Source organism: Streptomyces sp. URMC 126 (assembly GCF_051386555.1).
Lineage (GTDB): Bacteria > Actinomycetota > Actinomycetes > Streptomycetales > Streptomycetaceae > Streptomyces.
In genome coordinates this window covers 1-13,552 of the sequence record NZ_JBPQTX010000195.1, presented here as the reverse complement: position 1 = coordinate 13,552, position 13,552 = coordinate 1, and the positions used below count along the sequence as shown (strand labels likewise).

Sequence of the window (13,552 nt, the reverse complement as noted above, 5' to 3'; positions counted from 1 at the left end):
CTTTCACCGTTTCTTGCGGGGGCCTGCCCCCGCAAGAAACGGTGAAAGGGCGGGGCCGGGGCACCCCAAAAGACCGCAACCACCCACCCAAGGGAGACCCGACAATGCACCTCGACCACTCCACCACCCCCTACCCCCACCGTCACACCTACTCCGCCCAACCCGCCCTCCGCGCGAACGGCAAGCGCCGAGCGCTCCGCATCGGCCTCGGCGGACCCGTGGGCACCGGCAAGACGGCCACCGTGGCCGCCCTCTGCCGAGCCCTCCGTGACGAGCTGTCGATCGCCGTCGTGACGAACGACATCTACACCCGCGAGGACGCCGAGTTCCTGCTGCGCAACGCCGTCCTGCCGCCCGAGCGCATCACCGCCGTGGAGACGGGCGCCTGCCCCCACACCGCGATCCGGGACGACATCTCGGCCAACCTCGAAGCCATCGAGGACCTTGAGGACACCATCGAAGACCCCCTCGACCTCGTCCTCGTCGAGTCGGGCGGCGACAACCTCACCGCCACCTTCTCCAAGGGGCTCGTCGACGCCCAGATCTTCGTCATCGACGTGGCGGGCGGCGACGACATCCCGCGCAAGGGCGGCCCGGGGATCACCACCGCCGACCTCCTGGTCGTCAACAAGACGGACCTCGCGCCGTACGTCGGCGTCGACCTCGACGGGATGGCCCGCGACGCCAAGGCGCAACGCGGCGACCTGCCGGTGGTGTTCACCTCGCTCGCCGCCGAGGGCGGCGTCGCACCGGTCCGGGACTGGGTGCGCGAACGGCTCGCCGCCTGGAACCGGGCGTGACGGCCGGGCTCGCGGAGCCGGTACCGAGGCGGGCGCCGGAGCCGGAGGCGGGGCATGAGTCGGGGCCCGCCCCCGATCTGACGCGGGTCCCCGGCCGGGCGCCGTGTCCGCCGGCCGCGGCGGGCGTCCGGGCTGCCGCCCGCCTCCTGGCCGCCCCGGACGGCCGGGGCGGCACCGCCCTGCCCGTCCTGACCGGCGAGGCGCCGTTCGCGCTCCGCAGGACCGGACCCCGCGGGCCGGTGGCCCACATCACGCTGGTCGGCGCGATGAGCGCGCCGCTCGGCGGCGACCGGCTGACGATGACGGCCGACGTGGCGGACGGCGCCGCGCTCCGCTTCACCACCACGGCCGCCACGCTCGCCCTGCCCGGCAGGACCGGAGCCCCGGCGACGTACGACATCCGGATCACCGTCGGGGACGGCGCGACCCTGCACTGGCTCCCCGAGCCGCTGATCTCCGCCGCGGGCAGCGACCTGCGCACCACCACCCGGATCGAACTCGCCCCCACCGCCCGGCTGCTCTTCCGCGAGGAGCAGGTGCTGGGCCGCGCGGGCGAGCCGCCGGGACGGCTCACCGCCCGGCTGACCGTCCACCGCGCCGGCCGCCCGCTCTACGACCAGGAGCTGGCCTACGGGCCGGGGGCGCCCGGCTGGGACGGCGGCGCCGTCCTCGGCGGCCACCGGGCCGTGGGACAACTGCTCGTCGTCGACCCGGCCTTCGGCGACGCGCCGCCGACGCCGCCGCTGCCCGCCGTGGAGGGGACCACGGCCGCCCCCATGCCGCTCGCCGGCCCGGCCGTCGCGGTGAGCGCCGTCGCGTCCGACGCCCTCCGGCTGCGCACGCTCCTGCGCGCGGCGGAGACGGCGACGACAGTGGCGACGACGGCGGTGACGAGCGGTGCGCGCGCGAGGGCCGGGGCCGGCGATCCGGGGGAGGCGGAGGCCACCACGGGAGACATCCGTCATGACGTCATCCTTACGGATTAGTAAAGATTCACCCGAACAACCTGTCCATCTTGGTACGGGAGGCGGAATCATCCCTGGTGCAGCTCTGTGATCATCGTCGTCCCGATCCGAGGACGGCGTTCCCAGCAGGGGGATTCCCACGTGAGACCTAAAGCGATACTCGGCGCGGCGACCGGCACCGTGATGACCGGCGCCCTCGTCGCGGGCTTCCTGGCCGCGCCGTCGGCCGGTGCCACCGAGCGCGTGCCCGGCGGTGCCGCCGAGGCCAAGGGCGTGCAGGCCGCCGCCGCGAAGGCGGCGAAGACGGGCATCAAGTGGCAGGACTGCCCTGCCGCCTGGGGCCTGGAGAAGCCCATCCAGTGCGGTTGGGTGACCGTTCCGGTCGACTACGCCAAGCCGAACGGCCCGACGATCAAGATCGCCGTGGACCGCGTCCGCTCCACCGGCACCGCCAAGGAGCGCCAGGGCTCGCTGGTCTACAACCCGGGCGGCCCGGGCGGCTCCGGCCTGAAGTTCCCGCGCAAGGTCACGACGAAGAACCCCATCTACACCAAGGTCGCCAAGGCCTACGACTTCGTCGGCTTCGACCCGCGCGGTGTGGGCAAGTCCGCCCCGATCTCCTGCGTCGACCCGAAGCAGTTCGTGGCCGCGCCCAAGGCCGACCCGGTGCCCGCGAACAACGCGGAGAAGCTGGCCCAGCGCAAGCTGGCCAAGCAGTACGCGGACGGCTGCGCCAAGCGCAGCGGCAAGATGCTGCCGTACATGACGACGATGAACACCGCCCGCGACCTCGACGTCGTGCGCGCCGCCCTCGGTGAGAAGAAGCTCAACTACCTGGGCGTCTCCTACGGCACGTACCTCGGCGCCGTCTACGGCACGCTGTTCCCGAACCACGTCCGCCGCATGATCGTGGACAGCGTCGTCAACCCGGCCACCAGCAACATCTGGTACGAGGCCAACCTGGAGCAGGACGTCGCCTTCGAGGGCCGCTTCAAGGACTGGGAGAAGTGGGTCGCCAAGTACGACTCCGTCTTCCACATCGGCAACAGCCAGGCCAAGGTGCACGCCCAGTGGCTGAAGCTGCGCGCCGAGGCGAAGAAGAAGCCGATCGGCGGAGTCGTCGGCCCGGCCGAGCTCATCAACTTCTTCCAGAGCGCCGCGTACTACGACTCCTCCTGGATCCCGGTCGCCGACACCTGGGCCAAGTACCGCGCCGGTGACAAGAAGGCCCTCGTCGAGGCCGCCGGTCCCGACTTCGCCGGTGCCGTCTCCGCCGAGAACGGCAACGCCGTCTACACGGCCGTCGAGTGCGCCGACGCCAAGTGGCCCACCAGCTGGAAGAAGTGGGACCGCGACAACACCCGCATTCACCGCCAGGCCCCCTTCATGACCTGGTCCAACGCGTGGATGAACCTCCCCTGCGCCACCTGGAAGGGCCCGCAGGGCACGCCGCTTGAGGTCAAGACCTACAAGGGCCTGCCGCAGACCCTCATCGTGCAGTCCACCCGCGACGCCGCCACCCCCTACGCCGGCGCGGTCGAGCTGCACAAGCGCTTCAAGGGCTCCCGCCTGATCACGGAGAAGGGCGCCGGCTCGCACGGCGTCACCGGCCTGGTCAACCCCTGCGTCAACAACCGGGTCGACACCTACCTGCTCACCGGCAAGGTCGACGCCAAGGACGTCACGTGCGCCCCGCACGCCGTCCCGGCGCCGAAGGCCGCCAAGTAACACCGCCGACGGGCACACCAGCTCCGCACCCCGGGCCGGATCACGGCCCGGGGTGCGGTTCTTTCCGGGCCCGGTGCGGCATCCGTGGACAACCGCGGGTGACGTGCCACGCGAAGGGAAGCGGACAGGCAGTGAGTAAGCAGCGAACAGGAAACGGACAGGAACGCGCACGCATGACAGCAACAGCCACGGTCGTCGCACTGTCGTCCTACCCGGTCAAGGGCTGCGCCGGGACCCCCCTCGACCAGGCGGTCCTGACGCCCACGGGCCTCGCCCACGACCGCGCCTTCATGGTCGTCGACGACGAGGGGGTCTTCCGCAGCCAGCGCAAGGACCCGCTCCTGGCGACGATCCGCCCGGAGATCGGCGCCGACGGCGCGCTGCTCACCCTGCGCGCCCCCGGCGCCGGCGAACTCGCCGTCACGGTGGACACCACCGGCCCCCGGCGCGGCGTCGAGATGTTCGGCGTGCCCTACCGGGCCGTCGACCAGGGCGAGGAGGCCGCCGCCTGGCTCACCGACGTGCTCGGAACGCCCAGCCGGCTGGTCCGGGTGCCACCGGAGCACGACCGCGTCACGGACGGGCTCACCCCCGGCAGCGCCAACTGGGCCGACAGTGGCGCCCTCCACCTGCTCTCCCGCTCCACCCTCGCCCTGCTGGACCGGAAGCTGGCCGAACGCGGCGCCGGGCCGCTCCCCGTCGACCGCTTCCGCCCCAACGTCGTCGTCGACGGCTGGGACGAGCCCCACACCGAGGACCGCCTGCGGCGCTTCACCGTCGGCGATACCGAACTGGCCTACGCCAAGCTCGCCGTCCGCTGCGCGGTCACCATGGTCGCCCAGGAAACCGGCACGAAGGCCGGCCCGGAACCGCTCCGCACCCTCGCCACCTACCGGCGGGCGGCCGGTGGCGGTGTCGTCTTCGGCGCCAAGTTCTCCGTCCTGCGCCCGGGGAAACTCTCCGTCGGCGACACCCTGGCCGTCGACACCTGGGGCGAACCGGAATCCTGAGCCCCCGAGGCGGGACGGGTGTGCCGCACGCGTCTTGCCGGGGCTCGGGGCGGTCCACGACGATGCCCCCATGAGCCTGACGACCGAAGGCCGTGCGCCGGGGCCCGTGCGCTTCCGCCTCGCCTGCGACCGCGGCGACTGCGCCGAGCACACCACCTTCGACCTGGTGATCGCCGAACCGCCCCCGGACCGGGAGACCGACTTCCTCGGCCACCTGCTGCACGAGGCCCACCAGGCCATGCCGTACATCGACGGCCTGGGCTGGGTCTGCGCAGGCGGCGCGGGCTACCGCTGCCCGACCTGCGCGGCGGCCTCCCGGAGACGGCCGGCGGATACGGCGTGAGGCGGGCGGGGGAGGGGTGATGCGGCGTCGGCCTCGGCCTCGGCCTCACCGAGGGGCGAACGCTCCCCGTCCCGCACAGAGGCCGGCGAACAGCCCCCGACGCGGGCGCGCGACCACCCCGCCCGTCCGCCCGACGCTTCGTCAGCCGTCACAGCGCCGCGCGTGCGTCAGCCCCCCGCCCGCCCGAACACCGTCGCGAACGCGGCCCGCGTCGGCGAGTCCGCCCGCCGGTCGAGCACGGCGAAGACCACGTGCTCGAACCGCCCGGCGAAGCGGCCCCCGCCCGTCAGATGTCCGGCGAACGCCTCGGCCACCCGCGCCGGTTCGTTGCGGAAGACCCCGCAGCCCCACGCCCCCAGCACCAGCCGCCGGTGACCGTGCGCCGCCGCCACCTCCAGCACCCGCCCGGCCCGCGAGGCGAGCGCGGCCGGGATCCGGCCGACCAGTTCCGGCGTCCGCTGCGCGATCACCCCCGCGTTGGGCGCGGCCGAGGTGAGGAACCCGGCCCGGAACGGGGTACGGAGCAGGTCGCCGCGGTCGTCGCGGAAGACCGGCACACCGGGGGAGTGGATCACCCGGTCGCTGTAGAAGGGACTGGGGTCCGCCCGGTGGGCGGCGTAGAACTCGGGCGCTTCCCGGAGGCACCGGTAGAGCGCCGAGCCCCGGCACACCGCCTCCTCCTGCGCCTGCGCGCCGTTGAGGTAACCGCCGCCGGGATTACGGGCGGAGGCGAAGTTCAGCACCGCGACCGCGCCGCCGTCCCCGTCCGCCGCCAGCCGGCCGGCCGCCGTCAGGCTGCCCTCCCCGGTCACCTCGAACACGGTGGCCACCCCGGCCCCGTCCCGCTCCGGTACGGCCACCGGCTCCGGCCCGTACATCCGCGTCCCCGCCCGGGCCGCCACCACCGCGTCGCCGATCTCCACCACACGCCCACCGGGCGCCGCGTACCGCCCTTCGGCGACGATCCGTTCCGTCTCCTGCGCCATCCCGCGCAGCCGTGCACTCATCCGTCACTCCTTGTCACAGGGGTGACTCTAAGCAAGTGAGACCCTTGGTGACCATGGCTTTTCGACGGGTGCGCACACCGTCGGGCGCGACGGCGTAGGCGGTTCGCGGCGTGGCCTCGTGCGAGGAGCCGCTCCGCGGGCTCCCGGTGCGGGGCAGGGCGACCGGTGTCTATGACATCCGCGCCGGCCATCCCCGCTCTGAAGGGGCTCCGGAAAACCCGGTGCGGCGCCGTCCCGGCCGTTGTTACCGTCGTCGCATGTGCTTCTCCGCCGCCCAGAGCTGGTTCCTCAAGCCCCGCAGCGCCGCCTGAGCGGCGAGCTGCCACCAGCGTTCCGTCAGTTCGCCGCATCCGGATCCCCGCCGGTGCGGTGCTTCGCGCTGCCCGGCTCCGACGACGATGACGCACACCGCGGAGCACTCCTCATGAACGAACAGCACCACGACCACACCACCAATGACCTGCGCGACCTCCTCCCCGCCGCCCGGCCGACCCTGGCGGTCGCCCCGGCGGGGCTCAGGCGTTGGGTCGCCCGCAACGCCGTCCCGATGGCCCCGCTCGGCCCCGGCGCCGACCAGGACGCCCCGCTCGACGACCTGGAGCCGCTGCGCGGTCTCGTCGGTGACGCCCGGGTCGTCGCGCTCGGCGAGAACGCGCACTTGGTGCGGGAGTTCGGGCTTCTGCGCCACCGCCTGCTGCGGTTCCTGGTCGAGGAACTCGGCTTCACCGCCTGCGCCATGGAGTACGGCGCCGCCGAGGGCCGCGCCGTGGACGCCTGGGTGCGGGGCGGGCCCGGCGACCTCGACGAGCTCGTGGCCCCAGGCCGTCCCGACGCGGCCGGCGTGCGGCGCCTGGGGCTGCCGGCCGAGGTCCGGGACACCCTGCGGTGGCAGCGCCGGCACAACGCCGTCGCCGCGCACCCGGTTCGCTTCCTCGGCTGCGACATTCCCACGGCGGGCGGCTCGCTCGCGCCCGTCCTGGACCCCGTAGCCGCCTACCTGGCCACCGTCGACCCCGGAGCCCTGCGCTTCCTGGAGGCCGCGCGGGAGATCTCCGAGCCCATGGCCGGCGGGACGGTGATGGTCCCCGCCTACGCCCGGCTCGACCTGGACCCGGCGGTCCAGGACCGCCTCACCACCGCGCTCGCCCGGCTGCTCGGCCGCTTCACGGATCTGCGCGAGGTCTACACCGAGCGCTCCGGGCGCACGGCGTACGAGACGGCGCTGTCGGACGTCCGCGCGGCCGTCACCACCGACCGCGCCCAGCGGGCGATGGCCGAGGCGCTCGCGGGCGCGCCCGACGCCGCCGGCTTCGCCGCGCGGGAGCGGTATCTGGCCGACACCCTCCTGGAGTTCCTCGACCGCTCGGGCCCCGGCACCCGCGTCGTCCTCGTCGGGCACAACGCCCACATCCAGCGCTCCGCCAACGCGGCCGACGGTGCGCTCGCGGTGACGACCATGGGCAACCTGCTCTCCCGGGCGCTCGGCGCGGACTACGTGGCCGTCGCCCTGACGGGCAACGGCGGCGAGACGGTCGAGAACGTCCCCGACCGCGACCACCCGGCCGGGATGCGCTGGGGCCGGGCCGCCGTTCCGGAGGCCGTCCCGGACAGCGTCGAGGCACTGTTCACCGGCCTTGGCGGCCGGCCCGCGCTGGTGGCCACCCGGCCCCTGCGCGCGTACGCCCGCTGGCACGGGCTCCCCGAGCCCGTCCGCACCCGGCTGGACACCGCCTTCATCGAAGTCCCCGCCCTGGAGGCGTTCGACGGGATCGTCTGCGTCCCCGACACCACCCTGAGCGAGGACGTCCAGGAGTAGCGAACGGTCGGCTGAGATGTTGCTTTTGCCCCTAAAGAGGGGCGAAAGTGGCGATCCGGACCGCGAGTGTGCGAGCATCCGGGCCCGCCCGGACACACCCGGCGCTTCCCGGAAGGTACCGCGATGCCCTCACGTACCCCCCTCGCCGCCGCGGCGGCGGCCGTCGTGCTCGCCTGGCCGGCCGCCCCGGCCGCCGCGGGGGAGTCGGAAACCGGCCCGGAGCGGGGCGAGTTGCTGCTCACCCTCTCCGGCGCCGACCGCACCTGGATCCGCGGCGTCCGGCTGACCTGCCCGGAGGCGGGCGGCCCGCACCCGCACGCTGCCGAGGCGTGCGCGCGCCTCGCCGAGGCGCACGGCCGGCCGAACGCGCTCCCGCACGAGGACCGGCCGTGCGGCGCGGAGCGGGAGCCGGTCATCGCGGCGGCCGACGGCCGCTGGGGAGCCGCCGAGGTGCACTGGAAGGGCACCTACTCCGGCCCGTGCGCCCTCGACGCGGCGACCGGGCCGGTGTTCCGCTTCTGAGCGACCGCCCGCTTCCGGGTGACCCTCTGCTTCCGAGCGAGCTCCCGCTTTCGGGCGAGCTCCCGCTCGGGCGAGCCCCGCTCCCGAGCGGGCCCCCGGGGGGCGCCGGGCTCACGTCCCCCGCGCCACCAGCGCCCCTATCGTCGTCAGCCCCAGCACGACCCACGCGAACCAGAGCCAGCCGTTGCCCCCCATCGTCACCGTGTAAGCGGTCACGGCCACCAGGCCGCCCACGGTGAGCCAAGCCATCGTCTTCGTCGATCCGGGCACCCCGCACCTCCTCACGGCGGCCCCGCGCACATATGAGGCGCACATATGCGCGAGCCGCGGCCGGAGACCATCGTCCCCGGCCGCGGCCGTCAATGCCACAGCGCTGAAGGTGCTCGTCGCTCAGCCGCGCCCGAGCCGGTTCACCGGCCGCGCGCCTGGAGCGAGGCCAGGTACGCGTTGTAGGCCGCCAGCTCCTGGTCGCCGTCCCGGTCCGCCTGCCGGTCGCTGCGCCGGGCCTGCCGCTGCTCGGAGCGGTACCACTGGAAGGCCAGCGCCAGCAGCACCACCACCGACGGGATCTCGCTGAAGGCCCAGGCGATGCCGCCGCCCGCCTGCTGGTCGTCCAGCGCGTCGATGCCCAGCGAGGCCATCGGGTGCTTGTACGTCTCGATCATCGGCTCGGACGACATCATCAGCGCGATGCCGAAGAACGCGTGGAACGGCATGCCCGCGAACAGCTCCAGCATCCGCATCACATATCCGGGCCGGTGCGGGCCGGGGTCCACACCCATGATCGGCCAGAAGAACACCAGGCCCACCGCCAGGAAGTGGATCATCATGGCGATATGGCCGGTCCGGCTCTCCATGAGGAAGTCGAAGAGCGGCGTGAAGTAGAGAGCGTAGAGGCTGGCGATGAACATGGGGATCGTGAACGCCGGGTGCGTGATGATCCGCATGTAACGGCTGTGGAGCAGGGCGACCAGCAGCTCACGCGGCCCCTTGCGACCCCGGCCCGCCGCCGGCAGCGCGCGCAGGGTGAGGGTCACCGGCGCGCCCAGCAGGACCAGGATGGGGGAGAGCATGCTGATCACCATGTGCTGGACCATGTGCACGCTGAACATGACCATGCCGTAGTCGTTCAGCTTGGTGCACATCACCAGTGCCACGGAAAGCACACCGAGGGTGAACCACACCACCCGGTTCACCGGCCACTTGTCGCCCCGGCGCCACAGCCGCACCACGGCCCAGCCGTAGAGGGCCAGTGCCACGGCGCAGGCGGTGGTGAAGAACGGATCACCGCTCCACTCCAGACCCCGTCCGAGGGTGAACGGTGGCATGTCCATCATGTCCATGCCGTGCCCGCTGTGATCCATCCGCTCTCTCCCGATTAGGACCGATGCGCCGGATCCAGAGTAGAGGCGGCCCCCGTGTGACCCGCGCCCGGGGGCATCCCCGAAGCAGTGGGTCAGAGCACGGCGTCGGCCTCGCCGTACCGGTCCTCCGGCACGGTCTTCAGCGACTCCACCGCCTCCGCCAGCGGCACCAGCGTGATCTCCGTGCCGCGCAGCGCGGTCATCATCCCGAACGCGCCGCGGTGCGCCGCCTCGACGGCGTGCCAGCCGAAGCGGGTGGCGAGGACGCGGTCGTACGCGGTCGGGGTGCCGCCGCGCTGGACGTGGCCGAGGATCACCGGCCGGGCCTCCTTGCCGAGCCGCCGCTCCAGCTCCACGGACAGCTGCCGGGCCACCCCGGCGAACCGCTCGTGCCCGTAGACGTCCGTGCCGCCGCTCTCGAACGCCATCGACCCCTCGCGCGGCTTCGCGCCCTCCGCGACCACCACGATCGCGAACCGCTTGCCGGCCTCGAAGCGCTTGCCCACCACGGCCGTGAGCTCGTCGATGTCGAAGGGCCGCTCCGGGACCACGATCGCGTGGGCGCCGGCGGCCATGCCCGAGTGCAGGGCGATCCAGCCCGTGTGCCGACCCATGACCTCGACGATCAGCACCCGCTGGTGCGACTCGGCGGTCGTCTTCAGCCGGTCCAGGGCCTCCGTGGCGACCCCGACGGCCGTGTCGAAGCCGAAGGTCACATCGGTGACGGCGATGTCGTTGTCGATCGTCTTGGGCACGCCGACGATCGGGATCCCGCCGTCCGACAGCAGCCGGGCCGCCTTGAGCGTGCCCTCGCCGCCGATCGGGATCACCGCGTCCAGACCCAGCGCCGCGACGTGCTCCCGGGCCCGCTCGACCCCGTCCCGCAACTGCTCGGGACGGACCCGCGAGGAGCCGAGGATGGTGCCGCCGGAGGCCAGGATGCCCGCCACCGCGTCGAGGTCGAGCGGCCGGTGGTCGCCTTCCAGCAGACCGCGCCAGCCGTCGTGGAAGCCGATCACCTCGTCGCCGTGGTCGGCGACCGCGCGGTGCACGACGGAACGTATGACGGCGTTGAGACCGGGGCAGTCGCCGCCGGAGGTGAGCACACCGATGCGCATGGTGGAAACCTTTGTGACAGGGCCGACGACCGGACCCCGTCGTCCGGTGGAATCCCCGCCACCCTACCCAGGGCGGGTGACGGGGAACACCGGCGTCCGTCCGGTGGACGGTGCGGAGCGACTACGCGGGCTGCGTCGCCGCCGCGATCCGCTCGTTGCGCAGCGCGTCGTACCAGCGGTCGTCCACCGGCGGCAGCGCGTTGACGTCCAGCGCCAGCTTCAGCAGCAGGTCCGCGATGTGCGGGTTCCGCGCCATGACCGGGCCGTGCATGTACGTACCGAAGACCGTCTCGTTGAACGCGCCCTCGGTGCCGTCGCCCGTGCCGTTGCCGTTGCCGAAGCGGACCCGCGCGAACGGCCGCGCGGACGGGCCGAGATGGGTGACGCCCTGGTGGTTCTCGAAACCGGTCAGCGGCGGCAGGCCGAGCTGCGGGTCGATGTCGCCCAGCACGTCGCCGACGCAACGCTCGCCCTCGCCGCGGGTGCTGTAGACGTCCAGCAGGCCCAGGCCCTGCTCGCGCTGGCCCAGGTCGTTGATGAACTCGTGGCCCAGGATCTGGTAGCCGGCGCAGACCGAGAAGACGATCGCGCCGTTGGCGACCGCCCGGTTGAGGCCGCCGTCGCGGCGCAGCCGCTCGGCCGCCAGCCGCTGCGGACGGTCCTCACCGCCGCCGATCAGGTAGATGTCCCCCGAGGTGGGGATCTGCTGGTCGGAGCGGACGTCCAGGCGCTGGACGTCCAGCCGGCGCTGGTGGGCGCGCCGCTCCAGGACCAGGACGTTGCCCTGGTCGCCGTAGGTGCTGAGCAGGTCGGGGTAGACCCACACCACACGCAGACTGTTCTGGCTCATGCTCATGGTCCTTTGCGGGTCAGTTGCCGACGCGGCGGCGGAGGTCCTGGAACGCGGTGTAGTTGGCGATGACCTCGATCCGGCCGGGCGGGGCCGACTGCACGGCCTCGTCCACGCTCTCGCAGACCCGGAAGTCCAGGCCGGCGACCTCCAGGCGCACCGCCAGGTCCAGCTTGCGGTCGCCGATCACGAAGATCGGGTGACCGGCGAGCCGGGTGTAGTCCACGTCCCACAGCCACGAGGTGTCCGTGCCGTCCGCGCCCCGCGCGTTCACCGACAGCAGCACCGGCGCCGGCGGGCCGTCGATCAGCGAGAACGTCTCCAGCCAGCCGGCCGGGTTCTTCGCCAGCAGCAGCCGCAGCTCGCGGTTCATGAACGTCACCACGTCGTACCGGCCGGCCACCGCCTGCACCTGGTACATCCGCTCCAGCGCCACCTGCGGCGGCACCCCGAAGGTCGCGGCCACGGCGGCGGAGGTGGTGGCGTTCGCCTTGTTCGCCCGGCCCGGCAGCTGGAGGTGGATCGGCCACGCCGACCCGTGCGGATCCAGCACGTAGTCGCCGGAGAGCGCCCAGCTCGGCGTCGGCCGGCGGAAGCCGCACTCGCCGCAGAACCAGTCGTCGCCCGGGCGCTGCATCACACCGCCGCAGGACGGGCAGGACCAGGCGTCGTCCTTCCACTCCTGGCCGGCCGCCACCCACACCACGTTCTGCGAGGACGAGGCGGCCCACACGATCAGCGGGTCGTCGGCGTTGGCGATGATCACCGCCTTGGAGCCGGCCAAGCCCTCCCGCCACTTCTCCGCCAGCATGCGGGTCTCCGCCGCGCGGTCGAGCTGGTCGCGGGAGAGGTTGAGCAGCGCTATGGCCTTGGGCGAGACGTCCCGGGCGACCATCGCCAGGTACTTCTCGTCCACCTCGATCACGCCGAAGCGCGCGTCCGAGCCGCCGGCCAGGGCGGAGGTGATGCCCGCGGGCATGTTCGCGCCCAGCGCGTTCGACACCACCGGGCCGCTGGCCCGCAGCGCCTCGGCGATCAGCCGCGTCGTGGTCGTCTTGCCGTTCGTGGCCGAGACGAGGACCACGTCGAGGTGGGTCGCCAGCCGGGCGAGCAGGTCAGGGTCGAGCTTGAGCGCGACCTTGCCGCCGATCACCGATCCGCTGCCGCGCCCCGCGGCTCGCGACACCGCTGCCGCGGCCTTGCCCGCTGTCACGGCCAGCTTGGCACGTGCGGACAGCGGCCCCGAGTTGCCTGCCATCGTCCTAGATCCTCCTTGTTCGGCGCCGTCGCCTGCCCCTGGTCCGCCGGCGGAACGCCCCCTCCGCGCCGAATCGTCAGCCAGGAGGCTTCGGTCGGGGATCAGCCTATCGAGATCCGCCCGTGGGCCCGAAACCGTCGTCCCCGGCCCCGTAGGGTGGACCCATGCGAAGACGTGCCATTCCCGGAAGTTCCGGACGCGTGCGGCCCGTGCGGCTGCTCGGTGATCCGGTGCTGGCCGCGCCCTGCGCCGAGGTCGAGGACTTCACGGCGCCCGTGGAGGTCGACGGGGAGCGCGTCGACCTGGCCGGCCTCGTGGAGTCGATGTTCGCCACGATGTACGCCTTCGACGGCGTCGGCCTCGCGGCCAACCAGATCGGCGTCCCGCTCCGGGTCTTCGTCTACGACTGCCCCGACGACGAGGACGTCCGCCACCTCGGCCACCTCGTCAACCCCCGGCTCGTGGCGACCGACGGCGTCGAGGTGCGCGGCCCCGAGGGGTGCCTGTCGCTGCCCGGCCTGGAGGCGCCGACGCCGCGCGCCGACGAGGCGGTGGTCGAGGGCTTCACCCTGGACGGCGCTCCGGCGCGGGTGACGGGCACCGGCTACTTCGCCCGCTGCCTCCAGCACGAGTGCGCCCACCTCGACGGCGGCCTCTACCTCGACCGGCTCACCGGCTCCGCCCACCGGCGCACCCTCCGCGCGGCGCGCCGGGCGCCCTGGGCGGGCGCGGGGGTACGGGCGGTGCCGTAGCGCGCGGGGCGCGCGGGGG

Annotated in this window: 15 protein-coding genes; 8 read left to right on the top strand and 7 right to left on the bottom strand. The window is 73.3% G+C overall.

Annotated features, from left to right (window positions below):
- The first annotated feature begins 104 nt into the window (after window positions 1-104).
- The 5 genes from ureG (at window position 105) to ACSNOK_RS22030 (ending at window position 4,846) form a co-directional block, all read left to right on the top strand.
- Window positions 105-800 carry an urease accessory protein UreG gene (ureG, locus tag ACSNOK_RS22050; RefSeq protein WP_436782467.1) on the top strand — a complete coding sequence of 232 codons (696 nt, stop codon included), beginning with the start codon at window positions 105-107 and terminating at the stop codon, window positions 798-800.
- Between the two features lie 77 nt (window positions 801-877).
- On the top strand, window positions 878-1,786 hold the full coding sequence (locus ACSNOK_RS22045) for an urease accessory protein UreD (protein ID WP_436782469.1): 909 nt from the start codon (window positions 878-880) through the stop codon (window positions 1,784-1,786).
- Between the two features lie 162 nt (window positions 1,787-1,948).
- Window positions 1,949-3,493, top strand: a complete 1,545-nt coding sequence (locus ACSNOK_RS22040) for an alpha/beta hydrolase (protein WP_436782468.1) — start codon at window positions 1,949-1,951, stop codon at window positions 3,491-3,493.
- 173 nt (window positions 3,494-3,666) lie between these two features.
- Complete coding sequence (locus ACSNOK_RS22035; RefSeq protein ID WP_436782466.1) at window positions 3,667-4,503, top strand: MOSC domain-containing protein; 837 nt, start codon at window positions 3,667-3,669, stop codon at window positions 4,501-4,503.
- Between the two features lie 70 nt (window positions 4,504-4,573).
- On the top strand, window positions 4,574-4,846 hold the full coding sequence (locus tag ACSNOK_RS22030) for a hypothetical protein (protein ID WP_436782465.1): 273 nt from the start codon (window positions 4,574-4,576) through the stop codon (window positions 4,844-4,846).
- A 167-nt stretch (window positions 4,847-5,013) separates the two neighbouring features.
- Here the strand turns inward: ACSNOK_RS22030 and ACSNOK_RS22025 are convergent, their stop codons facing one another.
- Both ACSNOK_RS22025 and ACSNOK_RS22020 read right to left on the bottom strand, forming a co-directional pair.
- Window positions 5,014-5,853 carry a TIGR02452 family protein gene (locus ACSNOK_RS22025; RefSeq protein ID WP_436782464.1) on the bottom strand — a complete coding sequence of 280 codons (840 nt, stop codon included), beginning with the start codon at window positions 5,851-5,853 and terminating at the stop codon, window positions 5,014-5,016.
- A gap of 244 nt (window positions 5,854-6,097) precedes the next feature.
- Entirely contained in the window at window positions 6,098-6,292 is a 195-nt protein-coding gene (locus tag ACSNOK_RS22020; RefSeq protein ID WP_436782463.1) for a hypothetical protein, read from the bottom strand.
- Here ACSNOK_RS22020 and ACSNOK_RS22015 point away from each other — a divergent pair.
- Together ACSNOK_RS22015 and ACSNOK_RS22010 are read left to right on the top strand one after the other, a co-directional pair.
- Window positions 6,278-7,669, top strand: a complete 1,392-nt coding sequence (locus ACSNOK_RS22015; RefSeq protein WP_436782462.1) for an erythromycin esterase family protein — start codon at window positions 6,278-6,280, stop codon at window positions 7,667-7,669. The two genes, ACSNOK_RS22020 and ACSNOK_RS22015, sit on opposite strands and share 15 nt — an antisense overlap.
- 123 nt (window positions 7,670-7,792) lie before the next feature.
- Window positions 7,793-8,191, top strand: coding sequence for an SSI family serine proteinase inhibitor (locus ACSNOK_RS22010; protein ID WP_436782461.1), 399 nt, complete (start codon window positions 7,793-7,795; stop codon window positions 8,189-8,191).
- Window positions 8,192-8,302: 111 nt separating this feature from the next.
- Here ACSNOK_RS22010 and ACSNOK_RS22005 read toward each other — a convergent pair whose 3' ends face one another.
- The 5 genes from ACSNOK_RS22005 to ACSNOK_RS21985 all read right to left on the bottom strand — a co-directional run bounded on the left by ACSNOK_RS22005 (window position 8,303) and on the right by ACSNOK_RS21985 (window position 12,781).
- Window positions 8,303-8,461: a hypothetical protein gene (locus ACSNOK_RS22005; RefSeq protein ID WP_436782460.1), complete on the bottom strand. Its 159-nt coding sequence runs from the start codon at window positions 8,459-8,461 to the stop codon at window positions 8,303-8,305.
- Between the two features lie 140 nt (window positions 8,462-8,601).
- A complete protein-coding gene (locus tag ACSNOK_RS22000) occupies window positions 8,602-9,555 on the bottom strand; it encodes a cytochrome c oxidase assembly protein (protein ID WP_436782459.1) in 954 nt (317 codons plus the stop codon).
- Between the two features lie 92 nt (window positions 9,556-9,647).
- A complete protein-coding gene (locus ACSNOK_RS21995; RefSeq protein ID WP_436782458.1) occupies window positions 9,648-10,673 on the bottom strand; it encodes a 6-phosphofructokinase in 1,026 nt (341 codons plus the stop codon).
- Window positions 10,674-10,794: 121 nt separating this feature from the next.
- Window positions 10,795-11,523 (bottom strand): type 1 glutamine amidotransferase, encoded by a 729-nt coding sequence (locus ACSNOK_RS21990; protein ID WP_004948762.1) that lies wholly within the window; start codon window positions 11,521-11,523, stop codon window positions 10,795-10,797.
- Window positions 11,524-11,542: 19 nt separating this feature from the next.
- Window positions 11,543-12,781: a MurT ligase domain-containing protein gene (locus ACSNOK_RS21985; protein ID WP_436782457.1), complete on the bottom strand. Its 1,239-nt coding sequence runs from the start codon at window positions 12,779-12,781 to the stop codon at window positions 11,543-11,545.
- A 164-nt stretch (window positions 12,782-12,945) separates the two neighbouring features.
- Here ACSNOK_RS21985 and def point away from each other — a divergent pair, with 164 nt between their 5' ends.
- Window positions 12,946-13,533 carry a peptide deformylase gene (def, locus tag ACSNOK_RS21980; protein WP_436782456.1) on the top strand — a complete coding sequence of 196 codons (588 nt, stop codon included), beginning with the start codon at window positions 12,946-12,948 and terminating at the stop codon, window positions 13,531-13,533.
- Window positions 13,534-13,552: the final 19 nt, after the last annotated feature.

Coding starts and splice junctions, on each gene's coding strand:
- ureG (WP_436782467.1), top strand. CDS start 105: ATGCACCTCGACCACTCCACCACCCCCTACCCCCACCGTCACACCTAC.
- ACSNOK_RS22040 (WP_436782468.1), top strand. CDS start 1,949: ATGACCGGCGCCCTCGTCGCGGGCTTCCTGGCCGCGCCGTCGGCCGGT.
- ACSNOK_RS22035 (WP_436782466.1), top strand. CDS start 3,667: ATGACAGCAACAGCCACGGTCGTCGCACTGTCGTCCTACCCGGTCAAG.
- ACSNOK_RS22030 (WP_436782465.1), top strand. CDS start 4,574: ATGAGCCTGACGACCGAAGGCCGTGCGCCGGGGCCCGTGCGCTTCCGC.
- ACSNOK_RS22025 (WP_436782464.1), bottom strand. CDS start 5,853: ATGAGTGCACGGCTGCGCGGGATGGCGCAGGAGACGGAACGGATCGTC.
- ACSNOK_RS22015 (WP_436782462.1), top strand. CDS start 6,278: ATGAACGAACAGCACCACGACCACACCACCAATGACCTGCGCGACCTC.
- ACSNOK_RS22010 (WP_436782461.1), top strand. CDS start 7,793: ATGCCCTCACGTACCCCCCTCGCCGCCGCGGCGGCGGCCGTCGTGCTC.
- ACSNOK_RS22000 (WP_436782459.1), bottom strand. CDS start 9,555: ATGGATCACAGCGGGCACGGCATGGACATGATGGACATGCCACCGTTC.
- ACSNOK_RS21995 (WP_436782458.1), bottom strand. CDS start 10,673: ATGCGCATCGGTGTGCTCACCTCCGGCGGCGACTGCCCCGGTCTCAAC.
- ACSNOK_RS21990 (WP_004948762.1), bottom strand. CDS start 11,523: ATGAGCCAGAACAGTCTGCGTGTGGTGTGGGTCTACCCCGACCTGCTC.
- ACSNOK_RS21985 (WP_436782457.1), bottom strand. CDS start 12,781: ATGGCAGGCAACTCGGGGCCGCTGTCCGCACGTGCCAAGCTGGCCGTG.
- def (WP_436782456.1), top strand. CDS start 12,946: ATGCGAAGACGTGCCATTCCCGGAAGTTCCGGACGCGTGCGGCCCGTG.